A 26,712-nucleotide genomic window follows, 5' to 3' on the forward strand; every position below is an offset into this window, starting at 1 on the left:
ACAACGGGGGCCGTGAGGAAGGGAGTCGGGGTCAGCTCCAGCTGGCGTGCAGCGGCTTGCCCTCGGCGTAGCCGGCCGCGCTCTGGATGCCCACGATGGCCTTCTCGGCGAACTCCTCCAGGGAGCCCGCGCCGGCGTAGGTGCAGGAGGAGCGGACGCCCGCGATGATCGAGTCGATCAGGTCCTCGACGCCCGGACGGGCCGGGTCGAGGAACATCCGGGAGGTGGAGATGCCCTCCTCGAACAGCGACTTGCGGGCCCGGTCGTACGCGGACTCGTCCGAGGTGCGGTTGGCCACGGCACGCGCGGAGGCCATGCCGAAGGACTCCTTGTAGAGGCGGCCGCCCGCATCCTGCTGGAGGTCGCCGGGGGACTCGTAGGTGCCCGCGAACCAGGAGCCGACCATCACGTTGGACGCGCCGGCCGCGAGGGCCATGGCCACGTCGCGCGGGTGCCGGACGCCGCCGTCGGCCCACACGTGCTTGCCGTACTTCTTCGCCTCGGCGGCGCACTCCAGGACGGCCGAGAACTGCGGGCGGCCCACGCCGGTCATCATCCGGGTGGTGCACATGGCGCCGGGGCCGACACCGACCTTGATGATGTCCGCGCCCGCGTCGACGAGGTCCTTGACGCCCTCGGCGGAGACGATGTTGCCCGCGGCGATCGGCACCTGCGGGTCGAGCGCGCGCACCAGCTTGATGGCGCTGATCATCGACTCCTGGTGGCCGTGCGCGGTGTCGATGACGAGCGTGTCCACGCCCGCGTCGAGCAGCTGCTTGGCCTTGCCCGCGACGTCGCCGTTGATGCCGACGGCGGCGGCGATGCGCAGCCTGCCCTGCGCGTCGACGGCCGGGGTGTACAGCGTGGCGCGCAGCGCGCCCTTGCGGGTCAGGATGCCGGCGAGCCTGCCGTCCTTGTCGACGGCCGGGGCGTAACGGCGGTTGTGCGCGTCCAGCGTGTTGAAGGCCTCGCGCGGCTCTATGTCGGCGTCGAGCAGCAGCAGGTCCCGGGACATGACCACTTCGAGCTGGGTGAAGCGGTCCACGCCGCTCAGGTCCGCGTCGGTGACGACACCGACGGGCCGGTTCTCCCCGTCGACGACCACACCGGCGTTGTGCGCCCGCTTGGGCAGCAGGGCCAGGGCGTCGGCGACGGTCTGGTGCGGGGCCAGCACGATCGGGGTGTCCAGCACCAGGTGGCGGCTCTTCACCCAGGAGACGACGTCCGTGACGACGTCGATCGGGATGTCCTGCGGGATGACCACCAGGCCACCGCGCCGGGCGACCGTCTCGGCCATCCGGCGGCCGGCGATGGCGGTCATGTTGGCGACGACGAGCGGGATGGTGGTGCCCGTGCCGTCCGGCGCGCCGAGGTCCACGCCCTGACGCGAGCCCACCGCGGAGCGGCTCGGCACCATGAACACGTCGTCGTACGTCAGGTCGTACGCGGGCTGGATGTCATTGAGGAATCGCACGTGCTGCACATCCCAGTCGATCAGAGGTGACCCCCCGACGGGTGCGCCAGGGGGAAAAGAGCACGTACTTCATTCTCCCATGGCCGGGACCGTGTCACGCCCCCACAGAACATCCAGGCTGGTCGGAGGGGGTCTAGGAGGATCCTCCAAGAGCCAGGACGACGGTCAGCGCCGGGGTGCGGCCGACCGCCTCGGCGAACACGTCCTCGGCGGTCCGCCACTCGCCCGGGTTCGCCTCGGCGTACGGCCGCCAGCCGCGCACGACGACGAGCAGCCCCTGCTCGACCGCGCCTTCCGGCCAGACCGTGTGGTCGGAGAGGGAGTCGGCGAGCGCGTCCCAGTTGCGTCCGAACCAGTCGGGCAGCGCCAGGGCCCGGGCCGTCCGGTCCATCAGGCCCGCCTTGTCCGTCACACCCGCGAGGTCGAGGGTGACCGCGAGCCGGCCCGCCAGGTCTTCGCTCATCTCAGCACCGCCCGGAACGACTTGTAGTGATCATCGCTGTAGTAGATCTCCCCGCCCTGTCCGGTGACGATGCGCCGTGCCCCGCGGTCGTGCGAGCCCGGCGTCTTCACCGTGTACTCGTGGTAGTAGCCGCGCCGGTGCCCGGGCAGCAGCCGCTCGAAGTTGCCGAAGACGATCCCGTCCCTGGCGTACGGATAGGGCCCGCCCTTGTCGATCAGGGCGAGGGTCTGCCGGGCCTCGGCCGGGAGCCGGGACGCCTCGACGGTGGCCATGTCCCCGGCCCACGCCGGGGCGGACACGCTCCGAGCCGTCGCGGCGCCGGTGTGCGACGAGCACCCCGTCAGCAGGGCGGAGAGACAGACCAGCAGTGCCGCGAGCGCCCGGGGGACGCGACGCAGCACCGGTGGGGGAACGAACCGCAGCAGCATGCCGCCGATGCTGCCACGGCCGTCCCGTCACGGCGTCGCCGCGACCCGCCGTCAGGCTCCGTCCGGGTCCGCGCGGCTGAGCGCGGGCCTGGGCGTCGGTCCCGCCGTCATCAGGTAGTCCGCGGCCGAGGTGTCCGTGACCAGGCTGGTGACCAGCCCGGAGCGCAGCACCGCGTCGATCGCGGTCGCCTTGCGCTGCCCGCCGGCGATCGCCACGACCTCCGGGATACGGCGCAGCTGGTCGGCCTTGACCGTGATGCACCGCTCCCCCAGGTCCCGCCCGACCCGGCGCCCCTCGGTGTCGAAGAGGTGCGCGGACATCTCGGCGGCGACACCGAGCGAGGCGTAGTGCGCGCGCTCCTCGTCGCTGAGCATGTCGTGCACCGTCGAGATGCCCGGCTCCCAGGAGCCGATGGAGACGCAGGCGACCGTGACCTTGTCGAAGTACTCGAAGGCCCGGGCGATCCCGGTCTGGTGGCGCAGTGCTGCCGCGGTGGCCGCGTCCGGCAGCAGCATCGGTGCGTAGATGGGGTGCGCGTCGCCGCCCGACACCTGGGCGGCGCGGCGCACCGCCTCCACCGAGCCGCGTTCGGCGGTCCCCGCGTCGTACACGCCCGTCAGCTGCACCACCGTGCACGGCGGCAGCCGGTCGAGAGCCGCCGCCATGTGGATGGTGGACCGGCCCCAGGCCAGCCCGAGCACGTCCCCCTCGTTGACGAGTTCGCCGAGCAGGTCGGCGGCGACCTCGCCGAGGTTCTCGGGGTCGGGGGTCTCCTCGGCCTCGGCCGGGGACTCGACCACGACGGCGTGCCTGAGGCCGTAGCGGGCGCGGAGCGCGTCGGAGCGCTCGGCGTCCAGCTCGGCCGGCACACGGATCTCGATACGTACGAGATCCCGTTCGAGGGCCGTCTCCAGGACCCGGGCCACCTTGAAGCGGCTGACGCCGAACTCCTCGGCGATCTGGATCTTGGACTTCCCCTCGAGGTAGAAGCGGCGGGCCATGGCCGCCGCCTGCACCAGCTCAGCGGGTCCCATCCGCATGGCTGACCGGCCCGCCGACATACCCGACACGGCGATCTCCTCACTGCTGTTCACACTCTGGATTCGCCGTTCATCCTTGCAGATTCGGCGCAACTGATCCGCCCTGATGGGCGCCGTTCCTTCAAGCGTTCACGTAGCCGTGGCTCAGTGGTCGCATGCCCAGGACGCCTTGGCGGTGGCCGCGTCCGCCTGGGCGCGCAGGGCACGCACCGCCTGAGCCGGGTCCTCCGCCCCGTACACCGCCGAACCGGCGACGAACACGTCCGCCCCCGCTTCCGCGCACCGTTCGATCGTGGAGGCCGAGACACCGCCGTCGACCTGCAACCACAGCTGGAGACCGTGCTTGGTGATCAGCTCACGGGTGCGGCGGATCTTGGGAAGCATGATGTCCAGGAAGGACTGGCCGCCGAAGCCCGGCTCGACCGTCATGATCAGCAGCATGTCGAGCTCCGGGAGCAGGTCCTCGTACGGCTCGATCGGCGTCGCGGGCTTGAGCGCCATGGAGGCGCGGGCGCCCTTGGCGCGGATCTCCCGGGCGAGTCGCACGGGCGCACCGGCGGCCTCCACGTGGAAGGTGACGGAGGATGCACCCGCCTCCACGTACTGCGGCGCCCAGCGATCGGGGTTCTCGATCATCAGGTGGCAGTCCAGCGGTGTACCCGTCGCCCGGGCCAGGGATTCCACGACCGGCACGCCGAGCGTGAGGTTCGGGACGAAATGGTTGTCCATGACGTCGACGTGGAGCCAGTCGGCGCCCTCGACCGCCTTCGCCTCGTCGGCGAGACGGGCGAAGTCGGCGGACAGGATGCTGGGGTTGATCTGCGCGGCCATGACCCAAGCCTGCCATGTCCGGGGCACTGATGTTCGCGCCGGTCCACAGGCGAGGCCTTTTCATCACACTTGTCGGACGGTATGCGGGCGCCTGTGGACACCGGCCGACGGCGCCCGCCCTCATGCGGTGAGCTGGTAGATGCTCCTTCCGGTGAGCCAGAGCCCGAGGCCGAGACAGAGGATCACGATCGCCTGCTGCTGGTGCCCCTTCATCCAGGCACGCAGCCGCAGCAGGCGGGGCTTCGCCTGCTCCGGCGCGAACACCACGTACAGCTCGACGGCCAGCAGACTCGCCGTGGCGAGCAGGCAGAAGGCGAAGAGGACGAACCAGGTCACCGGATGGGACAGGTCCGCGGACACCACCGTCGTCGCTCCCGCGGCGACCATGCCCCAGGGCTGCAGCAGCACGGCCAGACCCGCCGAGGTCCACACCGTGCTGCGGTCGAGTTCGGACGTCAGGCTCGGCGGCTCCGGTGCGTGACGGTGGGCGCGTTCGGCGACCATCCGCCGCCGCCGGTGTTCGCCGTAGACGACGAGCCCCACCCCGATCGCCAGCTTCGCCGCCAGCACGGCCGTCGACGGAGTCGACCTCGGCGCCGGAGGATGTCCACCGGTCACGGCCAGGACCATGGCGATCACCGCGACCAGGCACGCCAGCCAGCTCAGGATGAAGACGAGGCCCTTCCACACGCCCTTCGCCGAAGCCACCACCAGGACGAACGCGGTGAGCGGCAACGGATCGAGCGTGATGGCAAGGGCGATCAGCAGCAGATCGACGACCATGGCGACCCCACCGTGTGCGGACACCCCGAGCGTAAGCGGGGGCGGCCGGACGCACCTCCGGGCGGCGGCTGCCCGTGCGGTCAGCCGGTGCGGCGCAGGAGCGCCAGGTACATCGCGTCCGTGCCGTGCAGGTGCGGCCACAGCTGCACGTCCGGGCCGTCGCCGAGCGCGGGGACGCCGGGCAGCAGCGGCCGGGCGTCGATCAGCTCGGCCTCGGGGTGCTGTTTGAGCACGTCGGCGACGACGGACCGGGTCTCGGCGAGGTGCGGCGAGCAGGTGGCGTAGCCGACGACCCCGCCGACGCGCACCGAGTCCAGGGCGGTGCGCAGCAGGGTGCGCTGGAGCGGCGCGAAGCTGTCGAGGTCCTCTGGGCGCCGCCGCCACCGGGCCTCCGGGCGCCGGCGCAGCGCGCCGAGGCCGGTGCACGGCACGTCCATCAGCACGCGGTCGAAGGTGCCGGGCCGCCACGGCGGCCGGGTCCCGTCGGCGGCGATGACCTGGTACGGCCCCGGGTTGCCGTGCAGGGCCTTCGCCACCAGACCCGCGCGGTGCGGCTGCTTCTCGGAGGCGAGCAGCGCGGCCCCGCGCTCGGCGGCGAGGGCGGCCAGCAGCGCGGCCTTGCCGCCGGGACCGGCGCACCCGTCGAGCCACTTCTCGTCGGGACCCTCGATCGGGACGTTCGCCAGCGCGAGGGCGACCAGCTGGCTGCCCTCGTCCTGCACCCCGGCCCGCCCCTCGCGCACCGCCTCGACGGCGCCGGGCTCACCGCCCTCGGCGAGCCGCACGGCGTAGGGAGACCAGCGGCCCGCAACGGCCGCGTCCTCCCGGAGCAGTTCCTCGGTGGTGGCCCGCCCGGGCCGTGCCACCAGGGTCACCTCGGGCCGCTCGTTGTCCGCCTCCAGCAGGTCCTCGATAGCGGCCCGCCCGCCGCCGAGGGAGTCCCACAGCGCGGAGACGACCCAGCGGGGGTGCGAGTGCACGACGGCGAGATGGTCCTCGGGATCCTCGTCGTAGGGCGGCGCGACCTTCTCCAGCCATCCGTCCAGGTCGTGCTGCGCGATCTTGCGCAGCACGGCGTTGACGAACTTGGCCCGCCCGTCCCCGAGCACCACCCGCGCCAGCTCGACGGAGGCGGACACGGCGGCGTGCGTCGGGATCCGCGTCCCGAGCAACTGGTGCGCGCCCAGGCTCAGCACGTCGAGCACGGGCGGGTCGACCTCACGCAGCGGGCGGTCGACACACTCGGCGATCACGGCGTCGTACGTCCCCTGGCGGCGCAGCGTCCCGTACACCAGCTCGGTGGCGAGGGCGGCGTCCCGCGTGTCGAATTTTTCGGGGCCCTCCTTCTCCCGCGCCTTGCGCAGCAGCTGCGGCAGCACGAGGTTGGCGTACGCGTCCCGTTCGTCCACGGCCCGCAGCGCCTCGAAGGCGAGGATGCGGACGGGGTCCTTCTGGGGACGGCGGTAGGGCTTGGCGGGCCTGCGCGGCCGCCGGGACTGCTCGCTCACGAAAAAGGTGCTCCGGATGTGAAGAAGGGGGTGCGGTTCCCAGCGTACGTCGGAACGCCGTCACCCCCGTCTTCCGGTCCTCAGCCGCCCAGTCGCTCGCCCTCGGCGATGCGCACCCCGCGGGCCCAGTCGGCGGCCCGCATCGGCTTCTTGCCCTGCGCCTGCACCCACAGCAGCTCGACGGCGTACGACCCGCTGCCCACGTGGACGCTGTTCTTGCCGACCACCATCTGCCCCGGGGCGAGGTCGGTCCGCTCGGGCACCGGCGTGACCTGGATCAGCTTGAGCCGCTCCCCGCGGAAGGTGGTCCAGGCGCCCGGGGCCGGCGTGCACCCGCGCACGACCCGGTCGACCCGCAGTGCGGGCGTCGCCCAGTGCACCTGGGCGTCCTCGACGGTGATCTTCGGCGCGAGGGTGATGCCCTCGGCCGCCTGGGGCACGGCCTTCAGGGTGCCCTCCTCGATGCCGTCCATGGTCGCGGCGAGCAGCCCGGCACCGGCGAAGGCGAGCCGGGTGAGCAGGTCGCCGCTGGTGTCGGTGGGCCGGATCTCCTCGGTGACGGTGCCGTAGACCGGCCCGGAGTCGAGGCCCTCCTCGATCAGGAAGGTGGCCGCGCCCGTGATCTCGTCGCCCGCCATGACGGCGTGCTGCACGGGCGCGGCGCCCCGCCAGGCGGGCAGCAGCGAGAAGTGCAGGTTGACCCAGCCGTGCGCGGGGATGTCCAGGGCCGCCCGGGGCAGCAGGGCCCCGTAGGCGACGACGGGGCAGCAGTCGGGGGCGATCTCCGTCAGCCGCTCCAGGAACTCCGGGTCGCGCGGCTTGAGGGGCTTGAGCACCTCGATACCGGCCTCCTCCGCCCGCTCGGCCACGGGCGACGCGACCAGCCTGCGCCCCCGCCCGGCCGGCGCGTCGGGCCGCGTGACGACGGCGGCCACCTCGTGCCGCCCGGAGGCGATCAGAGCGTCCAGAGCGGGAACGGCGACCTCGGGGGTACCGGCGAAGACAAGCTTCATATGCGGGATCGGGCCTCTCGGGCGGGTGTTGGACGGGCAGCTCACCAGTCTATGACGGCACCGCCGACGAGGAGGTGGCGACCGCGGATGACACCGGCCCCAGCGGCATGCCGACCACGGGTGACCCTTGCAGGGGCAGCACGGCAACCACGGGTGACTCTTGCACGGGCAGCACGGCAACCACGGGTGACCCCTGCACGGGCAGCACGGCGACCGCGGCGACACCTGCACCCGCGGCATCGCGGTGGCGGAGGGAAAACCGCCGACTGCGGGCACCCCACAGGTTGTCCGGCCTCTTTGCAGAGTGGAAGCGGGGGGTGCGCGGGCGGGAGAACGGCGTACGCATATGCCCATACGCCCCCACACCGTGACCACCGGAGCGCCCACGCGTTGGTCAAGAAAGAGTTGACCACATAGGGCCGCTTTCGCGGCCCAATTCCTTTCACCGCCGGTTCGAGAGGCTTGTTCATGGCCGACCATGCAACCCACGACGCCCAGGCCCGGGCCAGCCTGCACTTGCTGGTGCGGGACATCGAGCGAGTCCGCCGGCAGGTGGACGCGCTGCGCACCCTCACCGCTCAGCTGGGCAACGTCTACCGCCCGCGCCGCTCCGGCCCTTCCACGGGCTTCGTCGTCTACGGACGCGCCCCCGCCCCGACGGTCCGCCTCGCCCAGGAACTCCGGGACAGTGTCGAAACCCTGGTCACGGCCGCCGTGGACTTCGACCGCTCACTCGGCTTCTCCTGGGACGCGGTGGGCTCGGCGCTCGGCGTCACCAAGCAGGCGGTGCACCGCCGTTACGGCGCCCGCCGCGCCGCGACCCAGGCCGCCGCGGAGGCCGACCGGGCGGCGGAGGCGGCCGGCACCCGCGCGATCAACGTGACCACCAGCGTGACCACCAGCCTGCCCACGGTGCCGACGGTCCCCGCGGCCCGCTCCATGCCGACGCAGCCGACCGCGGGCAGCCCGACGCTCCGCGACGACGTACGTCCGACGGCCTTCCCCGGCCCGCGCAACGGCTGACCCGCCCGCACCCCTGCCCTCCCGGGAGGCATCCGGGAGGGCAGCCGTTCGTCTGCACGTTGCCACCCCGCCGTTCGCCTCGCGCCACCGGTCCCGACATGTCGGCTCCCGCCCGGCGGTACCGCGTCGGCCGATGTCCGGCACCAACACGTCGGCGCATGCCCATTGGCACCACGTCAGCCAACGCCCAACACCGACACGTCGGCACATGCCCATTGGCACCGCGTCAGCCAACGCCCAACACCGACACGTCGGCGCATGCCCGACACCCGCACGTCAGCCGATGTCCGGCGGATCGATCCGTACCCGCACCGGCTCCTCGCTCCCCCGCGCCATCCGCGCCGCCTGAGCGGTCTTCAGGGCGGCAGCCAGCGCGGCCCCGCTGCCCGGCGGGACCCGGACGAGCGCCCGCTCCCAGTCCTCCCCGGGGGGCGGCGCACCGGGCCTGCGGGCCCGGCCGGGCAGCGTGGGCGGCAGCGGCACGGGGCCCAGCACCTCCGCGTCCGGCGGCAGTTCGACCGCTCCCAGGAACTCGGCGACGGCCGTCGGCGTCCCGGACACGGCCGCCATCCGCGACACCGGCGGGAACCCCAGTTCGGCCCGCTCGGTCAGCTCGCGCACCGCATGCCCCACGGGGTCCCAGCGCACCAGCGCCTGCACGGGTCTGAGGGTCGGCTCGGCAACGACGACCACGGTCCCGTGCTCCGCCTGCGGCCGCACCAGCGCCCCGGCCGCGATCCAGCGGCGCAGCGCGTCCTCACCGGCCCGCAGATCGGGCCGCCCGAGCATGGCCCAGCCGTCCAGCAGCAGGGCGGCGGCGTAACCGCCCTCGGCGACCGGCTCGGCACCCGGGGTGCTCACGACGAGGGCGGGCGTGCCCGGCACGGTGTCCAGGACGTGTTCCCGCCCCGAGGTGCGCACCGGTACGGCGGGAAAGGCCCGCCCCAGCTCCTCGGCGGTCCGGCGGGCGCCGACAACCTGCGCCCGCAGCCGGAAGCCCCCGCACTCGGGGCAGTGCCAGGCGCTCTCCTCACGCCCGCACCAGTCGCACCGCAGCGCGCCCGCGTCCTGGGCCTGCAACGGTCCGGCGCAGTGCCGGCAGCGCGCGGGCGCCCGGCACTGCGCGCAGGCCAGGCGGGGTACATAGCCGCGCCGGGGCACCTGGACCAGCACCGGCCCGTGCCGAAGCCCCTCGCGGACCACCTGCCAGGCGAGGGTGGGCAGCCGGGCAGCGCGGGCGGCCTCGTCGCGTGCGAGGTCGTCGTCCCCGACGGTGCGCACCACGGGCGCGGCCCGCCGCACCTGCTCCCGCGCGGCGACCAGGGGGCGCGCCCAGCCACTCTCGACCAGCTGCGCGGCTTCGACGGTGCAGCTCCAACTCCCCGACAGGAAGGCGCACTTGTCCAGGGCGGCACGCAGCAGGAGCACGTCGCGTGCGTGCGGCTGAGGAGCGTGCTGCTCGCCGTGGCTGTCGTCACCGTCGTCCCAGATGGCGACGAGCCCCAGGTCCTGCACGGGAGCGAACATGGCCGCCCGCGTCCCGACCACGGCCCGTACGGCTCCCCGCCGCACCGCGAGCCACTGCGCGTACCGCCTCTCGGGCCCGGCGTCCGCCGTGAGCAGCACATGCCGGCCCTCGCCGAGCAGCTCGGTGAGCGCGGCATCGACCCGCGTGGCGGCCCGCCCGTCCGGTACGACGACGAGCGCGCCGCGTCCCGAGGCGAGCGTCGCGGCGACGGCCCGGGCCAGCTCCTCGCTCCACAGCGGCCCCGGCAGCGCGTTCCACACGGCCCTGGGCGCTCCCCCGGAGGCCAGCGACTCCAGGAAGGCGGCTCCGTGCTCGTACCGCGCCCAGGACCCGGTGCCGGGCGCGGGCGGTGACGACAGGGGTGCGGGCGACGGGCGCCGCTCGGCCCTGGCGCTGCGCGGCGGCACGGCCAGCTGAAGCACGTCGGCGAGGCTTCCCGCGTACCGGTCGGCGACGGCCCGCGCGAGTCCGAGCAACTCCTCGCTCAGCACCGGCTCGGGCGACACGACCTGGGCGAGGGCGGCCAACGGCCCCGAGTAGTCGGACTCGGCCCGCCGCTCGATGAGGAAACCGTCGATGAGGCCGCCGCCTTCGCGGCGCCCCTCACGCACGCGGTGGCGCCCGGCGCCGAACCGCACCCGCACCCTGACACCGGGCTGCGCCTCGGCGTCCAGCTCCTCGGGTACGGCGTAGTCGAAGTACCGGTCGAGGTGGAGCACTCCTTTGTCGACGAGCACACGCGCGACGGGCCGCTCCTTGGCGAGGGCGGCCCCGCGCCATGTGCGCGGCTTGGCCCGGGGCACCTTGGCCCCGCGCACGCTCTCCCGGATGAGCGCGAGCTGCTCCGGCGGCGCCTCCTCGGCCCCGCGGTCCCCCTGCCCGTTCTCGCTGCTCACGCTTGCATTCTTACCAAACGGCACTGACACCGGAGCCGGCCGCCGACGCCCGCCCGAGATCAGGGCCGGCAGCGGGGTGCCGTTCGGCGCTTCTGCCTTGGGCCGCTCGGCCATACCGGTCCGCCGTGGGACCGGCAGCAGGATTCGAACCTGCGAGGGGATCACCCGGAAGTACCCGCGTCCTACGCACCGGGCGGGCGTCGGTCTCCCGAGATCCGATCGACAGCGGTGAGCACGTTCCAGATTCACCGCACGCACGAGGCGCGCTCCACCGAAGTAACCGCAGCCGGCGCACCGGGAGATCATCACCGTACGGGCCGACGGCCCCCCGCGGCGACCCCTTTTCCGGGCCCCGCCCGGGGTGTCCCGGGATACGTCGGAACGCTCCGGGACATGCCGAGGCCCGGCCCCCGAGGGGAACCGGGCCTCGACGAGAAGAGCCGTACCGTGCCTACAGGCCCACGGCCTCACGCAGGGCGTCCACGCGGTCCGTGCGCTCCCAGGTGAAGTCGGGCAGCTCGCGGCCGAAGTGGCCGTACGCCGCCGTCTGGGCGTAGATCGGACGCAGCAGGTCGAGGGCGCGGATGATGGCGGCCGGGCGGAGGTCGAAGACCTGGTCGATCGCCTTCTCGATCTTCTCGGTCTCGACCTTGTTGGTGCCGAAGGTCTCCACGAACAGACCCACCGGCTCGGCCTTGCCGATGGCGTAGGCGACCTGGACCTCGCAGCGGGAGGCCAGGCCCGCCGCCACGACGTTCTTGGCGACCCAGCGCATGGCGTACGCGGCCGAGCGGTCGACCTTGGACGGGTCCTTGCCGGAGAAGGCGCCGCCGCCGTGGCGGGCCATGCCGCCGTAGGTGTCGATGATGATCTTGCGGCCGGTCAGACCGGCGTCGCCCATCGGGCCGCCGATCTCGAAACGCCCGGTCGGGTTGACCAGCAGGCGGTAGCCCTCGGTGTCCAGCTTGATGCCGTCGTCCAGGAGCGCCTTCAGCTCGGGCTCGACGACGAACTCACGGATGTCCGGAGCGAGCAGCGACTCCAGGTCGATGTCGCTGGCGTGCTGCGAGGAGACCACCACGGTGTCGAGGCGGACGGCCTTGTCGCCGTCGTACTCGATGGTGACCTGCGTCTTGCCGTCCGGGCGCAGGTAGGGGATCGTGCCGTTCTTGCGGACCTCGGACAGCCGCTTGGACAGGCGGTGCGCCAGGAAGATCGGCAGCGGCATCAGGGTCGGCGTCTCGTCGGACGCGTAGCCGAACATCAGACCCTGGTCGCCCGCACCCTGGCGGTCCAGCTCGTCCTCGTCACCTTCGACACGGTTCTCGTAGGCCGTGTCGACACCCTGGGCGATGTCCGGGGACTGCGCGCCGATCGACACCGACACGCCGCAGGAAGCGCCGTCGAAGCCCTTCTTCGAGGAGTCGTAGCCGATCTCCAGGATCTTGCCGCGGACCAGGGTCGCGATGTCCGCGTAGGCCTTGGTCGTGACCTCGCCGGCCACGTGCACCAGGCCGGTGGTGATCAGGGTTTCGACGGCGACCCGGGAGGTCGGGTCCTCGCGCAGAAGCGCGTCGAGAATGGTGTCGCTGATCTGGTCAGCGATCTTGTCGGGGTGACCCTCGGTCACGGACTCCGAGGTGAACAAGCGACGGGACACAACGCTCCCTGGGGTTGCAGCGGCTGCTGGCTGATCATTTGCGGACGGGCACAGGGCTGCGCCTGGCCTCGTCCGAGAACAGTTTACGGGTCGCACCGTGCCACCGGCCCACGTGTCTCGCCTCTCGGGAGCGCTGTGACCTGCGGCACGGGCATTCTGCACAATGCCGGTGACCTTGGCCAGAGGGCACCACGCGACATTGCCGTGTCCGACGGCGCTGGGAAAACACCCGTCGAACGGCCGAAACTCTTCGCCCCGGACGGCGGAACCCGATCAGCCCAGGCGGGCGGCAACCAGGTCCCACACGATGTCGGCGAGGGCTTCTTTCGGGCCATGCGGTACGGGGGTCTCGCTGCCGTCGGCGCCCAGTACGACGGCCTCGTTCTCCTCGGAACCGAAGGTCTTGCGCTCCCCCACCTCGTTGACCACGAGCAGGTCGCAGCCCTTGCGGGCCAGCTTGACGCGGCCGTTGGCCAGGACGTCGTCCGTCTCGGCGGCGAAACCGACGACCACCTGTCCGGCGCGGGCCCGGTCGGCCGAGATCTCCGCGAGAATGTCCGGATTCCGCACCAGCACGATCGGGTCGGGGTCCTTCCCGTCCTTCTTCTTGATCTTTCCGGCCGCGTACGCCGACGGGCGGAAGTCGGCCACGGCGGCGGCCATGACGACGGCGTCGGCGTCCGCCGCGGCCTTAAGAACCGCTTCACGCAGTTGAACGGCGGTGCCCACGTGGACGACGTCGACACCGGCCGGGTCCGGCAGACCGGCGTTGGCCGCGATCAGCGTCACCCGGGCGCCGCGGGCCGCGGCCGTACGGGCGAGGGCGTAGCCCTGCTTGCCGGAGGAGCGGTTGCCGAGGAAGCGGACGGGGTCGAGGGGCTCGCGCGTGCCGCCGGCCGAGACGACGACGTGCCGGCCTGCGAGGTCCGGCTCGGCGACGCCTCGGGTCAGCACGCGCCGGCAGATCTCGAAGATCTCCGCCGGGTCGGGCAGCCTGCCCTTGCCGGTGTCGACACCGGTGAGGCGGCCGACGGCGGGCTCGACGACGACGGCGCCACGGCGGCGCAGCGTGGCCACGTTCTCCTGGGTTGCGGGGTGCTCCCACATCTCGGTGTGCATCGCGGGCGCGAACACGACCGGGCAGCGGGCGGTGAGGAGTGTGTTGGTCAGCAGGTCGTCGGCGAGGCCGTGGGCGGCCTTGGCGAGCATGTCGGCGGTGGCCGGGGCCACCACGACCAGGTCGGCCTGCTGGCCGATACGGACGTGCGGGACCTCGTGGACGTCGTCCCAGACCTCGGTGGAGACCGGGTTGCCGGACAGGGCGGACCAGGTGGCGGCGCCGACGAAGTGCAGCGCGGAGGCGGTGGGCACCACGCGCACGTCATGGCCCGACTCCGTGAACCGTCTCAGCAGCTCACAGGCCTTGTACGCGGCGATTCCGCCACTGACCCCCAGAACGACCCTCGGCTTGTCCACCGTCTCTCCCCTGCTCGGCACGCTCGGCGGCGTACGAGACCACACCTACGAGACCATCACACACCACAGGCCCGGCAGACGTGCTGCCGGGCCTGTGGAGAAAGCAACTGCGATCTGAAAAGTACTACTGCGCCGGGCCCTCGATGGCCTCGGAGGTCAGCAGACCCGCGTTGATCTCACGCAGGGCGATCGAGAGCGGCTTCTCGTGCACGTGGGTGTCGACGAGCGGACCGACGTACTCGAGGAGACCCTCACCGAGCTGCGAGTAGTACGCGTTGATCTGGCGGGCACGCTTGGCCGCGTAGATCACGAGGCTGTACTTCGAGTCGGTGGCCTCGAGAAGCTCGTCGATCGGCGGGTTGATGATGCCCTCGGGCGCGGTGATGGAAGAGGACACGCTCTACCTTCCGATGGATGGGAAAGAATCAGTCGGTGCGACCGGTGTGCCTACACCTGCGTGCAGCAGTCACGATCACACAACGTCCATCAAGGCTAGCAGCTCGCTCGCCACGTCCTTGACAGAGGTGTTGACCAAGGTCACGTCGAACTCCGGCTCGGCCGCCAGCTCGGTCCTGGCCGCCTCCAGGCGGCGCTCGATGACCTCGGGCGGCTCGGTTCCCCGGCCGGTGAGCCTGCGCACCAGCTCCTCCCAGGAGGGCGGAGCCAGGAACACCAGCTGCGCGTCGGACATCGACTCGCGAACCTGGCGGGCACCCTGAAGGTCGATCTCCAGCAGAACGGGCTCGCCGTTCTCCAGCCGCTCCAGCACCGCCACCCGGGGCGTGCCGTAGCGGTTGCCGGCGAACTCGGCCCATTCCAGCAGCTCGCCGTTGGCGATCAGCTTGTCCATCTCCTCGTCGGTGACGAAGAAGTAGTGGACTCCGTGCCGCTCGCCGGGGCGCGGCTTGCGGGTGGTGGCCGATACCGAGAGCCAGACCTCGGGGTGTTCCTTGCGCATATGGGCGACGACCGTGCTCTTGCCGACCCCGGAGGGGCCGGAGAGCACGGTCAGCCGCGGACGTTCACTCATGCAGCGATTATTCCAGTAATCCCGGAGTGCCCGGGACTCCCGGTCCGGCTGCGGCCGGGCTCAGGAGCCGGTGCTGCCGAACTCACGCTCCAGAGAAGCGATCTGGTTCGAGCCGAGACCCCGCACACGACGGCTCTCGGAGATGCCCAGACGCTCCATGATCTGCTTGGCGCGGACCTTGCCCACGCCCGGCAGCGACTCGAGCAGGGCGGAGACCTTCATCTTGCCGATGACGTCGTTTTCCTGGCCCTGCTTGATGACCTCGTGCAGGGAGGCGCCGGAGTGCTTGAGTCGATTCTTGACCTCGGCCCGCTCCCGGCGAGCCGCGGCGGCCTTTTCGAGCGCGGCTGCGCGCTGTTCAGGGGTAAGGGGCGGAAGAGCCACGCCTACGTCACCTCGGATGTCGAACTGTCGGATACGGACCGGTGAGGAACCTAGTCGCCCCACACCTGGGGAGCTACGAGCAACACGCTGCCCGTTCTCCCCCACTGCCTTGAGGGCGCGGGAGGTGCCCCCACTGCTCGGAGACTAGCGGGCAAGTCCGCCAGAGTCAGCGAGAACAGCGGAAAAGTACTGGTCAGCCGCCGCCAGGTCGGACATTTGAGACATAATGCCCTCGATTTGAGGATGTATTCACACTCAAGTCGCCCCGGCGCCGCCCGCCGGGGCGTCCTGCAGACATCTCAGCCGCCGGTGACGGCGGTCCGGATCTCCTCCGCGAAGCGCTCCGTGGCGGACCGCAGCGCCCCGACGTCGGGACCGTGCCGCAGCACACCCCGGCTGACGTTCGGGACGACGTTGCGCACAGCGGCTCCGAAGACCTTGGGAAGGTCGGCCGCGGTCGCTCCCTGCGCCCCGACGCCGGGCGCGAGGAGCGGGCCGTTGATGTCCAGGTCGTACGAGGACAGGTCGCCCACCGTGGCGCCGACGACCGCTCCGAAGGAGCCGAGCGGCTCCTCGCCCGCGTTCTCGGCGGCCAGGTGCGCCAGCATGGTCGCGCCCACGGTCCGCCCGTCCGCGCGGACCGCGTGCTGGACCTCGGGCCCCTCCGGGTTCGAGGTCAGGGCCAGGACGAACAGCCCGGCACCGCTCTCCCGGGCCAGCGCGACGGCCGGGCTGAGCGAGCCGTAGCCGAGGTAGGGCGAGACGGTCAGGGCGTCGGAGAACAGCGGGGCGTCCGGGTGCAGGAAGGCCTCGGCGTACCCGGCCATGGTCGAGCCGATGTCGCCCCGCTTGGCGTCCATCACGACCAGGGTGCCGGCGGCACGCGCCTCCTGGACCGACTTCTCCAGGACGGCGAGCCCGCGCGAGCCGAACCGCTCGAAGAAGGCGCTCTGCGGCTTCAGGACGGCGACCCGGTCGGCCACCGCCTCGACGACCGTGCGGCTGAACCGCTCCAGACCGGCCACGTCGTCGTTCAGGCCCCACTCGGCGAGCAGCGAGGCGTGCGGGTCGATCCCGACGCACAGCGGGCCGCGCTCGTCCATCGCGCGGCGCAGACGGGCACCGAAGGGCTCGTACGAGGTCATGCGGGCTTCCTCACGTCGGCGCCGACGGCGTCGGCGAGGGTGGCGTACGGGCTGGTGCGCAGACGCGCGGCGAGGCCCTTGTGGATCGCGCGGCACCAGAAGGGGCCTTCGTAGATGAAGGCGCTGTAGCCCTGGACCAGCGTGGCACCGGCCAGGATGCGCTGCCAGGCGTCCTCGGCGGTCTCGACGCCGCCCACGCCCACCAGGGTGATCCGGTCGCCCACGCGCGCGTACAGGCGGCGCAGGACCTCGAGGGAGCGCGCCTTCAGGGGTGCGCCGGAGAGCCCGCCGGTCTCCTTCACCAGCGAGGGGGCGGACGTCAGACCGAGGCTCTCGCGCGCGATGGTCGTGTTGGTGGCGATGATGCCGTCCAGGCCCAGCTCCACGGCCAGGTCGGCGACCGCGTCGATGTCCTCGTCGGCGAGGTCGGGGGCGATCTTCACCAGGAGCGGGACGCGCCGGTTGGCCACCGTACGGTCCGCGGCCTCGCGGACGGCGCTGAGCAGCGGGCGCAGTGCCTCGGTGGCCTGGAGGTTGCGCAGGCCGGGCGTGTTCGGCGAGGAGACGTTCACGACCAGGTAGTCGGCGTACGGGGCGAGCCGCTCGGCGGACTTCACGTAGTCGCCGACGGCCTCCGCCTCCGGGACGACCTTGGTCTTGCCGATGTTGACGCCGACGACGGTCTTGAAGACGGCCTCGCGGGAGGCCAGACGCGCGGCGACCGTGAGGGAACCGTCGTTGTTGAAGCCCATGCGGTTGATCAGCGCGCGGTCGGCGACGAGTCGGAACAGCCGCTTTCGGGGGTTGCCGGGCTGGGCCTCGCCGGTGACCGTGCCGATCTCGACGTGGTCGAAGCCCAGCATCGACATGCCGTCGACGGCGACCGCGTTCTTGTCGAAGCCGGCGGCCAGCCCGAAGGGACCGTGCATGCGCAGCCCGAAGGCCTCCGTGCGCAGCTCCTTGTAGCGGGGCGCGAGCGCGGCCGCGACGAAGGTGCGCAGCACGGGGATGCGGGCGGCCAGGCGAATCCAGCGGAAGGCCAGGTGGTGGGCCTTCTCGGGGTCCATCCGCTTGAAGACCAGGTTGAAGAAGAGCTTGTACATGTTCTGTGTGTCCTCTTGAGGCTTCAGGGAGCCCTCATGAAGAGGGGGACACCGTTTCCGGTGTCCCCCTCGGGGCTGCTAGTCGCGGGCCGCGGTCAGGTGTTCCGCGTGTTCCTGGAGCGAGCGGACGCCCACGTCGCCGTGGTTGAGGGCGTCGATGCCCTGGACCGCCGCCGCGAGCGCCTGGACGGTCGTCAGGCAGGGCACGGAGCGCGCCACGGCCGCCGTACGGATGTCGTAGCCGTCGAGGCGGCCGCCGGTGCCGTAGGGGGTGTTGACGATGAGGTCGACCTCGCCGTCGTGGATGAGCTGGACGATGGTCCGCTCGCCGTTCGGGCCGGTGCCCTCGGACTGCTTGCGCACGACGGTGGCGTTGATGCCGTTGCGCTTGAGGACCTCGGCCGTGCCGGAGGTGGCGAGCAGCTCGAAGCCGTGCGCGACCAGCTCGCGGGCCGGGAAGATCATCGAGCGCTTGTCGCGGTTGGCGACCGAGATGAACGCGCGGCCCTTGGTGGGCAGCGGGCCGTAGGCGCCCGCCTGCGACTTGGCGTACGCCGTGCCGAAGACGGAGTCGATGCCCATGACCTCGCCGGTGGAGCGCATCTCCGGGCCGAGGACGGTGTCGACGCCGCGGCCCTGGATGTCGCGGAAGCGCGACCACGGCATGACGGCCTCCTTGACGGAGATCGGCGCGTCCAGCGGCAGCTCGCCGCCGTCGCCGGTCCGCGGCAGCAGGCCCTCGGCGCGCAGCTCGGCGATGGTCGCGCCGAGCGAGATGCGGGCGGCGGCCTTCGCGAGCGGCACCGCGGTCGCCTTCGAGGTGAAGGGGACCGTACGGGAGGCGCGCGGGTTGGCCTCCAGGACGTAGAGGATGTCGCCCGCCATCGCGAACTGGATGTTGATCAGTCCGCGCACGCCGACGCCCGCGGCGATGGCCTCGGTGGAGGCGCGCAGCCGCTTGATGTCGAAGCCGCCCAGCGTGATCGGGGGCAGGGCGCACGCCGAGTCGCCGGAGTGGATGCCGGCCTCCTCGATGTGCTCCATGACGCCGCCGAGGTACAGCTCCTCGCCGTCGTACAGGGCGTCGACGTCGATCTCGATGGCGTCGTCCAGGAAGCGGTCGACGAGGACCGGCCGGGAAGGACTGATCTCGGTCGACTCGGCGATGTAGGAGGCGAGGCGGGTCTCGTCGTAGACGATCTCCATGCCACGCCCGCCGAGGACGTAGGACGGGCGGACGAGAACCGGGTAGCCGATCTCGTCGGCGATGGCCTTGGCCTCGGCGAACGTGGTCGCCGTGCCGTGCTTCGGCGCCGGCAGTCCGGCCTCGGCGAGGACGCGGCCGAAGGCACCGCGGTCCTCGGCGGCGTGGATCGCCTCGGGCGAGGTGCCCACGACCGGCACGCCGTTGTCCTTGAGGGCCTGGGCGAGGCCCAGCGGGGTCTGGCCGCCGAGCTGCACGACCACGCCCGCGATCGGGCCGGCGAGGGACTCCGCGTGGACGATCTCCAGCACGTCCTCCAGCGTCAGCGGCTCGAAGTACAGGCGGTCGGAGGTGTCGTAGTCGGTGGAGACGGTCTCCGGGTTGCAGTTGACCATCACGGTCTCGTACCCGGCGTCGGACAGCGCGAAGGAGGCGTGCACGCAGGAGTAGTCGAACTCGATGCCCTGGCCGATGCGGTTCGGACCGGAGCCCAGGATGATCACCGCGGGCTTCTCTCGGGGCGCGACCTCGGTCTCCTCGTCGTAGGAGGAGTAGAAGTACGGCGTCTTCGCGGCGAACTCGGCGGCGCAGGTGTCGACGGTCTTGTAGACCGGGCGGATGCCGAGGGCCTTCCTGACCCCGCGGACGACCTCCTCGCGCAGGCCGCGGATCTCGCCGATCTGCTGGTCGGAGAAGCCGTGCCGCTTGGCCTCGGCGAGCAGGTCGGCGGTCAGCTCGGGCGCCTCGGCCAGTCCGTCCGCGATCTCCTTGATCAGGAAGAGCTGGTCCACGAACCACGGGTCGATCTTCGTGTACTCGAAGATCTCCTGCGGCGTGGCACCGGCGCGGATGGCCTGCATGACCGTGTTGATCCGGCCGTCGGTGGGGCGTACCGACTCGCGCAGCAGGGCGTCCTTGTCGCCCGTCTCGCCGACGAAGGTGAACTGGCTGCCCTTCTTCTCCAGCGAGCGCAGCGCCTTCTGGAAGGCCTCGGTGAAGTTGCGGCCGATGGCCATGGCCTCGCCGACCGACTTCATCGTGGTGGTCAGCGTGGAGTCGGCCTGGGGGAACTTCTCGAAGGCGAAGCGCGGGGCCTTGACGACCACGTAGTCGAGCGTGGGCTCGAAGGAGGCCGGGGTCTCCTTCGTGATGTCGTTCGGGATCTCGTCCAGCGTGTAGCCCACGGCGAGCTTGGCGGCGATCTTGGCGATCGGGAAGCCGGTCGCCTTGGAGGCGAGGGCCGAGGAGCGCGAGACGCGCGGGTTCATCTCGATGACGATCACGCGACCGTCCTCGGGATTCACCGCGAACTGGATGTTGCAGCCGCCGGTGTCGACGCCGACCTCGCGGATGACGGCGATGCCGATGTCCCGCAGGATCTGGTACTCGCGGTCGGTGAGCGTCATCGCGGGCGCGACGGTGATGGAGTCACCGGTGTGCACGCCCATGGGGTCGAAGTTCTCGATGGAGCAGACGACCACGACGTTGTCGTGCTTGTCGCGCATCAGCTCCAGCTCGTACTCCTTCCAGCCGAGGATGGACTCTTCCAGGAGCACCTCGGTGGTCGGCGAGAGGGTGAGGCCCTGCCCGGCGATGCGGCGCAGCTCCTCCTCGTCGTGCGCGAAGCCGGAGCCGGCGCCGCCCATGGTGAAGGACGGGCGGACGACGACCGGGTAGCCGCCGAGCGTCTCGACGCCCTTGAGGACGTCGTCCATGGAGTGGCAGATCACCGAGCGGGCGGACTCGCCGTACCCGATCTTGGCTTTCACGGCCTCGACGACGGCCTTGAACAGATCGCGGTCCTCGCCCTTGTGGATCGCCTCGGGCTTGGCGCCGATCAGCTCGACGCCGTACTTCTCCAGAACACCGTTCTCGTGCAGCGAGATGGCGGTGTTCAGGGCCGTCTGGCCGCCCAGGGTGGGCAGCAGGGCGTCGGGGCGCTCCTTGGCGATGATCTTCTCGACGAACTCGGGGGTGATCGGCTCGACGTAGGTGGCGTCGGCGATCTCCGGGTCGGTCATGATCGTCGCCGGGTTGGAGTTGACCAGGACGACCCTGAGGCCCTCGGCGCGCAGGATGCGGCACGCCTGGGTGCCGGAGTAGTCGAACTCGGCGGCCTGGCCGATGACGATCGGGCCGGAGCCGATGACCAGGACGGACTGGATATCGGTGCGCTTAGGCACGCTGGCCCTCCATCAGGGATACGAAGCGGTCGAACAGGTAGGCGGCGTCGTGCGGGCCCGCTGCCGCTTCGGGGTGGTATTGGACGGAGAAGGCCGGCTGGTCGAGCAGCTGCAGGCCCTCCACGACGTTGTCGTTGAGGCAGACGTGGGAGACCTCGGCGCGCCCGAACTTCGTCTCGCTGACCTTGTCGAGCGGCGCGTCCACGGCGAAGCCGTGGTTGTGCGCGGTGACCTCGACCTTGCCGGTCGTACGGTCCTGGACCGGCTGGTTGATGCCCCGGTGGCCGTACTTCAGCTTGTAGGTGCCGAAGCCGAGGGCGCGGCCGAGGATCTGGTTGCCGAAGCAGATGCCGAACAACGGCGTCCTTCGCTCCAGGACGGCGGACATGAGGGCCACCGGGCCGTCGGCCGTGGCCGGGTCGCCGGGCCCGTTGGAGAAGAAGACCCCGTCCGGGTTGACGGCGTAGACGTCCTCGACGGAGGCCGTCGCCGGGAGCACGTGCACCTCGATGCCGCGCTCGGCCATGCGGTGCGGGGTCATGCCCTTGATGCCGAGGTCGACGGCGGCGACGGTGAACTTCTTCTCGCCGATCGCGGGGACGACGTACGCCGCCTTGGTGGCGACCTCCTCGTAGAGGCTCGCGCCCTTCATGTGCGGCTGGGCCTGCACCCGCTCGACCAGCTCGCTCGTGTCGGCGATCGCCTCGCCGGAGAAGATCCCGGCGCGCATCGAGCCGCGCTCGCGCAGGTGGCGGGTGAGGGCGCGGGTGTCGATCCCGGAGATGCCGACCACGCCCTGGGCGACCAGCTCGTCGTCCAGGGAGCGCCTGGCGCGCCAGTTGGAGGGCACGCGCGCGGGGTCGCGCACGACGTAGCCGGAGACCCAGATGCGGCTGGACTCGTCGTCCTCGTCGTTCCAGCCGGTGTTGCCGATCTGCGGGGCGGTCGCGACGACGATCTGCCGGTCGTACGACGGGTCGGTCAGGGTCTCCTGGTAGCCGGTCATGCCGGTGGAGAACACGGCCTCGCCGAAGGTCTCCCCCACGGCCCCGTAGGCGCGGCCGCGGAACGTGCGGCCGTCCTCCAGGACGAGTACGGCGGGAACCTGGGCGGTTCCCCTGGTGGAGGTCGTCATCGTGCGCCTTCCGTGTCGTTGATCATGTGGTTCAGGGTGTCGACCCATTCGGTGTGCTCGGCCGCGTGGTCGGAGCGGAAGCCGGAGTCGATCAGCTTGTCCCCGTGTGCCCAGGTCACCACCAGCAGTCCGCCCTCGGTGAGGACCTTGCCGGCGATGCCCTTGTCCAGCCGGGCCTCGCGCAGCGCGGCGGCCGGGACGAAGAAGTCGCTCGCCCCGGGGCGTACGACCTGAAGGCCCGCGTCCGTGAGGGTCAGCTCGGCGCGGCTGCGGGTACCGAGGCCGTGGGCCACGATGCGGTCCAGCCACTGCCCGGCGGTGGTCGAGCCGTGGTAGCGGCCGCTCATCGTCAGTCTGGCCGCACCGGGCTCGTCCGGCGCGCTGGGCAGCTCGGGCAGGTCGCCCTGGAGCGTGCCGCGCCACGTCCAGCCCTCGCGCATCAGCCAGTAGATGAGCGCGACGAAGAGCGCGAGGCCGACGAGCCAGCCGATGCGGGCTCCCCAGTGGGTGACCTCGGCCGACTTCTCCGCCTCGGCCAGCAGGATTACAGGTGTCACGTGAGCTTCCCGTCGACGAGCGTCGCCTTGCCCCGCAGCCACGTGTGGGTGACACGGCCCGGCAGCTCGCGTCCCTCGTAGGGGGTGTTGCGGCTGCGCGAGGCGAAGCCCGCGGGGTCCACCTGGCCACGGTATGCCGTGTCGACGAGGGTGAGGTTGGCGGGCTCACCGGCCGAGACGGGACGGCCGTGCCCGGTGGCCTGTCCGATCTGCGCGGGCTTGAAGGACATGCGGTCGGCGACGCCGGCCCAGTCCAGCAGGCCCGTGTCGACCATGGTCTCCTGGACCACCGACAACGCGGTCTCCAGGCCCACCATGCCCATGGCGGCCGCGGCCCACTCGCAGTCCTTGTCCTCGTGCGGGTGCGGGGCGTGGTCGGTGGCGACGATGTCGATCGTGCCGTCGGCGAGCGCCTCGCGCAGGGCGTGCACGTCGCGCTCGGTGCGCAGCGGCGGGTTGACCTTGTAGACGGGGTTGTACGTGCGCACCAGCTCGTCGGTGAGCAGCAGGTGGTGCGGGGTCACCTCGGCGGTGACGTCGATGCCCCGGGACTTCGCCCAGCGGACGATCTCGACCGAGCCGGCGGTCGACAGGTGGCAGATGTGCACGCGGGAGCCGACGTGCTCGGCGAGCAGGACGTCCCGGGCGATGACCGACTCCTCGGCGACGGCCGGCCAGCCGCCCAGGCCCAGCTCGGCGGAGACGACGCCCTCGTTCATCTGGGCGCCCTCGGTCAGCCGCGGCTCCTGTGCGTGCTGGGCGACGACACCGCCGAAGGCCTTCACGTACTCCAGCGCCCGCCGCATGATCACGGCGTCGTCCACGCACTTGCCGTCGTCGGAGAAGACGGTGACCCCGGCGGCGGACTCGTGCATGGCGCCCAGCTCGGCGAGCTTCCTGCCCTCCAGGCCGACGGTGACGGCGCCGATGGGCTGGACGTCGCAGTAGCCGTGCTCCTGGCCGAGCCGCCAGACCTGCTCGACCACACCGGCGGTGTCGGCGACCGGGAAGGTGTTGGCCATGGCGAAGACCGCGGTGTAGCCGCCGCTCGCCGCCGCCCGGGTGCCGGTGAGCACGGTCTCGGAGTCCTCGCGGCCCGGCTCGCGCAGGTGGGTGTGCAGGTCGACCAGGCCCGGCAGCAGTACCTTGCCGCCGGCCTCGACCACCTCGGCGCCCTCGGCGGACAGCCCGGTGCCCACCTCGGCGACGGTCTCGCCGTCGATCAGCACGTCCTGCGGGTCGCCGCCGAGTACCTTCGCACCACGGATCAGGATCTTGCTCATGGGTCTTACTTCTCCTCGTTGGTGCGGGCGTGGGTAACGGCGGGTTCGTTGCCGCCGAGCAGCAGGTACATGACCGCCATCCGGATGGAGACCCCGTTGGCGACCTGCTCGACGACGGTGCAGCGCTCGGAGTCGGCGACCTCGGCGGTGATCTCCATGCCGCGGACCATCGGGCCGGGGTGCATGACGATGGCGTGCTCGGGCATCTTCGCCATGCGGTCGCCGTCCAGGCCGTAGCGCCGCGAGTACTCCCGCTCGGTGGGGAAGAAGGCGGCGTTCATGCGCTCGCGCTGGACGCGGAGCATCATCACCGCGTCGGACTTGGGCAGTGTGCTGTCGAGGTCGTACGACACCTCGCACGGCCAGGTCTCGACGCCGACCGGCACCAGGGTGGGCGGGGCGACCAGGGTGACCTCGGCGCCGAGGGTGTGCAGCAGGTCCACGTTGGAGCGGGCGACCCGGCTGTGCAGCACGTCGCCGACGATGGTGATCCGCTTGCCGGACAGGTCCTGGCCGAGGCCGGCGTCCCGGCCGACCAGTCGCCGGCGCATGGTGAAGGCGTCCAGCAGGGCCTGGGTGGGGTGCTGGTGGGTGCCGTCGCCCGCGTTGATGACGGCGGCGTCGATCCAGCCGGAGGTGGCGAGGCGGTAGGGGGCCCCGGAGGCGCCGTGCCGGATGACGACGGCGTCGACGCCCATGGCTTCCAGGGTCTGGGCGGTGTCCTTCAGGGACTCGCCCTTGGAGACGCTGGAGCCCTTGGCGGAGAAGTTGATGACGTCCGCGGACAGCCGCTTCTCGGCGGCCTCGAAGGAGATCCGGGTACGGGTGGAGTCCTCGAAGAAGAGGTTGACGATCGTGCGGCCGCGCAGGGTCGGCAGCTTCTTGATCGGCCGGTCGGCGACCCGGGCCATCTCCTCGGCGGTGTCGAGGATCAGGACGGCGTCGTCGCGGGTGAGGTCGGCGGCCGAAATGAGATGACGCTGCATCTGTCAGGCTCCGTAAGGCAGTTCATTCGGGATCCGGGGGTCCGGGGAATGTCCCCGGAGGGTCCGGCGGGGCAGAGCGGTCCGCGTGCCGGCACGCCGAAGCGGCCGTGCGCGCCCGACGTGCTACTGGCCGCCCGGCTTCACACCGAGCAGCACGGTGTCGCGACCGTCCTCCTCGGCCAGCTGGACCTTGACCGTCTCCCGCAGCGACGTGGGGAGGTTCTTGCCGACGTAGTCGGCGCGGATGGGCAGTTCGCGGTGGCCGCGGTCGACCAGGACCGCGAGCTGGACCGCGCGCGGGCGCCCGATGTCGTTCAGGGCGTCGAGGGCGGCACGGATGGTGCGGCCCGAGAAGAGCACGTCGTCGACGAGGACGACCAGACGGCCGTCGATGCCGTCACCGGGGATCTCGGTGCGGGCCAGCGCACGCGGCGGGTGCATGCGCAGGTCGTCGCGGTACATGGTGATGTCGAGCGAGCCGACGGGGACCTTGCGGTCGGTGATCTGCTCCAGCTTGGCGGCGAGCCGCTGGGCGAGGAAGACGCCCCGGGTGGGAATGCCGAGGAGCACCACGTCGTCGGCGCCCTTGGCGCGCTCGACGATCTCGTGGGCGATACGGGTCAGTACCCGAGCGATGTCGGGGCCCTCCAGAACGGGCCGCGCATCGGACGCATTCGGGTTCGCGTGTGTGTCCATACGAAACGGACCTCCTTCTCCGCCTCACGGGACGGACCTTAAAGGACGTCGGATTTGCGCCATCCACGGTAGCAGGTCATCGGCAGGCTCCGATCACCCACTCGGCGCAATCGGCCACCACTACCACGGAAGAGTCGGGGTGGACCATTCGGCTTGACGCACCAGAGTCACGCTGCGTAACCTCACAGTGAGTTACCAGCCGCGCGGCGGGAAACCCAGCCGACCGCGTCGACACAGTGTCCGGGGAGCTATATGTCCAGCGAATACGCCAAACAGCTCGGGGCCAAGCTCCGGGCCATCCGCACCCAGCAGGGCCTTTCCCTCCACGGTGTCGAGGAGAAGTCACAGGGTCGCTGGAAGGCCGTGGTGGTCGGTTCGTATGAGCGCGGTGACCGCGCCGTGACCGTACAGCGCCTGGCCGAACTGGCCGATTTCTATGGCGTTCCGGTGCAGGAGCTGCTGCCGGGAACCACGCCGGGCGGCGCCGCCGAGCCGCCGCCGAAGCTGGTCCTGGACCTGGAGCGGCTGGCCACCGTGCCGGCCGAGAAGGCAGGTCCCCTGCAGCGGTACGCGGCGACGATCCAGTCGCAGCGCGGCGACTACAACGGCAAGGTGCTGTCGATCCGCCAGGACGACCTGCGCACACTCGCCGTCATCTACGACCAGTCCCCCTCGGTCCTCACCGAGCAGCTGATCAGCTGGGGTGTCCTGGACGCGGACGCGCGCCGCGCGGTGGCCACGCACGAAGAGGCCTGAGCCCGCTCAGTACCACAGCAGAAACGTGCCGCCGGGGTGGCCGGAACCATGGGGGTAGGGCCCCCCCCGCCGGGGGTTTCGCGCACGGCCGGGGCCCCGCCGGGCACCCCAGTGCTGCGCGCCGGT

The 26,712-nt window shown here is 71.5% G+C and carries 24 protein-coding genes; 2 read left to right on the plus strand and 22 right to left on the minus strand.

Annotated features, from left to right (window positions below):
* Nucleotides 1-31: 31 nt before the first annotated feature.
* From AB0H32_RS32290 to fmt, 8 genes are all read right to left on the minus strand, one after another.
* A complete protein-coding gene (locus tag AB0H32_RS32290; RefSeq protein ID WP_361127893.1) occupies nucleotides 32-1,474 on the minus strand; it encodes a GuaB1 family IMP dehydrogenase-related protein in 1,443 nt (480 codons plus the stop codon).
* A gap of 133 nt (nucleotides 1,475-1,607) precedes the next feature.
* Nucleotides 1,608-1,937: a barstar family protein gene (locus tag AB0H32_RS32295; RefSeq protein WP_361127895.1), complete on the minus strand. Its 330-nt coding sequence runs from the start codon at nucleotides 1,935-1,937 to the stop codon at nucleotides 1,608-1,610.
* Nucleotides 1,934-2,365 (minus strand): ribonuclease domain-containing protein, encoded by a 432-nt coding sequence (locus AB0H32_RS32300; RefSeq protein WP_361127898.1) that lies wholly within the window; start codon nucleotides 2,363-2,365, stop codon nucleotides 1,934-1,936. The genes AB0H32_RS32295 and AB0H32_RS32300 overlap by 4 nt, the downstream gene beginning before the upstream one ends.
* Before the next feature lie 51 nt (nucleotides 2,366-2,416).
* The gene (locus AB0H32_RS32305; RefSeq protein ID WP_361127901.1) at nucleotides 2,417-3,460 is read right to left on the minus strand and encodes a sugar-binding domain-containing protein; all 1,044 of its coding nucleotides are present in this window, start codon (nucleotides 3,458-3,460) and stop codon (nucleotides 2,417-2,419) included.
* Between the two features lie 90 nt (nucleotides 3,461-3,550).
* Nucleotides 3,551-4,237: a ribulose-phosphate 3-epimerase gene (gene rpe, locus AB0H32_RS32310; protein ID WP_361127904.1), complete on the minus strand. Its 687-nt coding sequence runs from the start codon at nucleotides 4,235-4,237 to the stop codon at nucleotides 3,551-3,553.
* Between the two features lie 120 nt (nucleotides 4,238-4,357).
* Nucleotides 4,358-5,020, minus strand: a complete 663-nt coding sequence (locus AB0H32_RS32315; protein WP_361127951.1) for a GAP family protein — start codon at nucleotides 5,018-5,020, stop codon at nucleotides 4,358-4,360.
* Nucleotides 5,021-5,100: 80 nt separating this feature from the next.
* On the minus strand, nucleotides 5,101-6,528 hold the full coding sequence (locus AB0H32_RS32320; protein WP_361127906.1) for a transcription antitermination factor NusB: 1,428 nt from the start codon (nucleotides 6,526-6,528) through the stop codon (nucleotides 5,101-5,103).
* An 80-nt stretch (nucleotides 6,529-6,608) separates the two neighbouring features.
* Nucleotides 6,609-7,541 (minus strand): methionyl-tRNA formyltransferase, encoded by a 933-nt coding sequence (gene fmt / locus AB0H32_RS32325; protein WP_361127909.1) that lies wholly within the window; start codon nucleotides 7,539-7,541, stop codon nucleotides 6,609-6,611.
* 468 nt (nucleotides 7,542-8,009) lie between these two features.
* Here fmt and AB0H32_RS32330 point away from each other — a divergent pair, with 468 nt between their 5' ends.
* The gene (locus tag AB0H32_RS32330; RefSeq protein WP_361127912.1) at nucleotides 8,010-8,564 is read left to right on the plus strand and encodes a hypothetical protein; all 555 of its coding nucleotides are present in this window, start codon (nucleotides 8,010-8,012) and stop codon (nucleotides 8,562-8,564) included.
* A gap of 276 nt (nucleotides 8,565-8,840) precedes the next feature.
* On the opposite strand, the gene AB0H32_RS32335 is transcribed toward AB0H32_RS32330, so the two are convergent.
* The 14 genes from AB0H32_RS32335 to pyrR form a co-directional block, all read right to left on the minus strand.
* On the minus strand, nucleotides 8,841-10,988 hold the full coding sequence (locus tag AB0H32_RS32335) for a primosomal protein N' (RefSeq protein ID WP_361127915.1): 2,148 nt from the start codon (nucleotides 10,986-10,988) through the stop codon (nucleotides 8,841-8,843).
* Between the two features lie 451 nt (nucleotides 10,989-11,439).
* Nucleotides 11,440-12,648 (minus strand): methionine adenosyltransferase, encoded by a 1,209-nt coding sequence (gene metK / locus AB0H32_RS32340; protein WP_361127918.1) that lies wholly within the window; start codon nucleotides 12,646-12,648, stop codon nucleotides 11,440-11,442.
* A gap of 273 nt (nucleotides 12,649-12,921) precedes the next feature.
* A complete protein-coding gene (coaBC, locus tag AB0H32_RS32345; protein ID WP_361127921.1) occupies nucleotides 12,922-14,124 on the minus strand; it encodes a bifunctional phosphopantothenoylcysteine decarboxylase/phosphopantothenate--cysteine ligase CoaBC in 1,203 nt (400 codons plus the stop codon).
* A gap of 124 nt (nucleotides 14,125-14,248) precedes the next feature.
* Nucleotides 14,249-14,521, minus strand: a complete 273-nt coding sequence (rpoZ, locus tag AB0H32_RS32350; RefSeq protein WP_005319902.1) for a DNA-directed RNA polymerase subunit omega — start codon at nucleotides 14,519-14,521, stop codon at nucleotides 14,249-14,251.
* Nucleotides 14,522-14,596: 75 nt separating this feature from the next.
* The gene (gmk, locus tag AB0H32_RS32355; RefSeq protein WP_361127924.1) at nucleotides 14,597-15,154 is read right to left on the minus strand and encodes a guanylate kinase; all 558 of its coding nucleotides are present in this window, start codon (nucleotides 15,152-15,154) and stop codon (nucleotides 14,597-14,599) included.
* A 60-nt stretch (nucleotides 15,155-15,214) separates the two neighbouring features.
* Nucleotides 15,215-15,538, minus strand: a complete 324-nt coding sequence (locus tag AB0H32_RS32360) for an integration host factor (protein WP_003977346.1) — start codon at nucleotides 15,536-15,538, stop codon at nucleotides 15,215-15,217.
* 299 nt (nucleotides 15,539-15,837) lie between these two features.
* Nucleotides 15,838-16,683, minus strand: coding sequence for an orotidine-5'-phosphate decarboxylase (gene pyrF / locus AB0H32_RS32365; RefSeq protein ID WP_361127927.1), 846 nt, complete (start codon nucleotides 16,681-16,683; stop codon nucleotides 15,838-15,840).
* Nucleotides 16,680-17,786 (minus strand): quinone-dependent dihydroorotate dehydrogenase, encoded by a 1,107-nt coding sequence (locus tag AB0H32_RS32370; protein ID WP_361127930.1) that lies wholly within the window; start codon nucleotides 17,784-17,786, stop codon nucleotides 16,680-16,682. The genes pyrF and AB0H32_RS32370 overlap by 4 nt, the downstream gene beginning before the upstream one ends.
* Nucleotides 17,787-17,864: 78 nt before the next feature.
* Nucleotides 17,865-21,173 (minus strand): carbamoyl-phosphate synthase large subunit, encoded by a 3,309-nt coding sequence (gene carB, locus AB0H32_RS32375; RefSeq protein ID WP_361127933.1) that lies wholly within the window; start codon nucleotides 21,171-21,173, stop codon nucleotides 17,865-17,867.
* Complete coding sequence (carA, locus tag AB0H32_RS32380) at nucleotides 21,166-22,308, minus strand: glutamine-hydrolyzing carbamoyl-phosphate synthase small subunit (RefSeq protein ID WP_361127936.1); 1,143 nt, start codon at nucleotides 22,306-22,308, stop codon at nucleotides 21,166-21,168. Before carA ends, carB begins: the two co-directional genes overlap by 8 nt.
* Nucleotides 22,305-22,865 (minus strand): hypothetical protein, encoded by a 561-nt coding sequence (locus tag AB0H32_RS32385; RefSeq protein ID WP_361127939.1) that lies wholly within the window; start codon nucleotides 22,863-22,865, stop codon nucleotides 22,305-22,307. Before AB0H32_RS32385 ends, carA begins: the two co-directional genes overlap by 4 nt.
* Nucleotides 22,862-24,148, minus strand: coding sequence for a dihydroorotase (locus AB0H32_RS32390; RefSeq protein ID WP_361127942.1), 1,287 nt, complete (start codon nucleotides 24,146-24,148; stop codon nucleotides 22,862-22,864). The genes AB0H32_RS32385 and AB0H32_RS32390 overlap by 4 nt, the downstream gene beginning before the upstream one ends.
* Nucleotides 24,149-24,153: 5 nt before the next feature.
* Nucleotides 24,154-25,134, minus strand: coding sequence for an aspartate carbamoyltransferase catalytic subunit (locus tag AB0H32_RS32395; RefSeq protein ID WP_361127945.1), 981 nt, complete (start codon nucleotides 25,132-25,134; stop codon nucleotides 24,154-24,156).
* A gap of 123 nt (nucleotides 25,135-25,257) precedes the next feature.
* Nucleotides 25,258-25,830 (minus strand): bifunctional pyr operon transcriptional regulator/uracil phosphoribosyltransferase PyrR, encoded by a 573-nt coding sequence (gene pyrR, locus AB0H32_RS32400; RefSeq protein WP_361127948.1) that lies wholly within the window; start codon nucleotides 25,828-25,830, stop codon nucleotides 25,258-25,260.
* 252 nt (nucleotides 25,831-26,082) lie between these two features.
* Between pyrR and bldD the strand changes: the two genes are divergently transcribed.
* Nucleotides 26,083-26,586 (plus strand): transcriptional regulator BldD, encoded by a 504-nt coding sequence (bldD, locus tag AB0H32_RS32405; protein ID WP_014671524.1) that lies wholly within the window; start codon nucleotides 26,083-26,085, stop codon nucleotides 26,584-26,586.
* Nucleotides 26,587-26,712: the final 126 nt, after the last annotated feature.

This window comes from Streptomyces sp. NPDC020362, from assembly GCF_040642095.1.
In the GTDB taxonomy this organism is placed as follows: Bacteria; Actinomycetota; Actinomycetes; order Streptomycetales; family Streptomycetaceae; genus Streptomyces.

Coding starts and splice junctions, on each gene's coding strand:
- AB0H32_RS32370 (WP_361127930.1), bottom strand. CDS start 17,786: ATGTACAAGCTCTTCTTCAACCTGGTCTTCAAGCGGATGGACCCCGAG.
- pyrR (WP_361127948.1), bottom strand. CDS start 25,830: ATGGACACACACGCGAACCCGAATGCGTCCGATGCGCGGCCCGTTCTG.
- AB0H32_RS32295 (WP_361127895.1), bottom strand. CDS start 1,937: ATGAGCGAAGACCTGGCGGGCCGGCTCGCGGTCACCCTCGACCTCGCG.
- bldD (WP_014671524.1), top strand. CDS start 26,083: ATGTCCAGCGAATACGCCAAACAGCTCGGGGCCAAGCTCCGGGCCATC.
- carA (WP_361127936.1), bottom strand. CDS start 22,308: ATGACGACCTCCACCAGGGGAACCGCCCAGGTTCCCGCCGTACTCGTC.
- AB0H32_RS32315 (WP_361127951.1), bottom strand. CDS start 5,020: ATGGTCGTCGATCTGCTGCTGATCGCCCTTGCCATCACGCTCGATCCG.
- AB0H32_RS32395 (WP_361127945.1), bottom strand. CDS start 25,134: ATGCAGCGTCATCTCATTTCGGCCGCCGACCTCACCCGCGACGACGCC.
- AB0H32_RS32390 (WP_361127942.1), bottom strand. CDS start 24,148: ATGAGCAAGATCCTGATCCGTGGTGCGAAGGTACTCGGCGGCGACCCG.
- pyrF (WP_361127927.1), bottom strand. CDS start 16,683: ATGACCTCGTACGAGCCCTTCGGTGCCCGTCTGCGCCGCGCGATGGAC.
- AB0H32_RS32300 (WP_361127898.1), bottom strand. CDS start 2,365: ATGCTGCTGCGGTTCGTTCCCCCACCGGTGCTGCGTCGCGTCCCCCGG.
- AB0H32_RS32330 (WP_361127912.1), top strand. CDS start 8,010: ATGGCCGACCATGCAACCCACGACGCCCAGGCCCGGGCCAGCCTGCAC.
- fmt (WP_361127909.1), bottom strand. CDS start 7,541: ATGAAGCTTGTCTTCGCCGGTACCCCCGAGGTCGCCGTTCCCGCTCTG.
- gmk (WP_361127924.1), bottom strand. CDS start 15,154: ATGAGTGAACGTCCGCGGCTGACCGTGCTCTCCGGCCCCTCCGGGGTC.
- rpe (WP_361127904.1), bottom strand. CDS start 4,237: ATGGCCGCGCAGATCAACCCCAGCATCCTGTCCGCCGACTTCGCCCGT.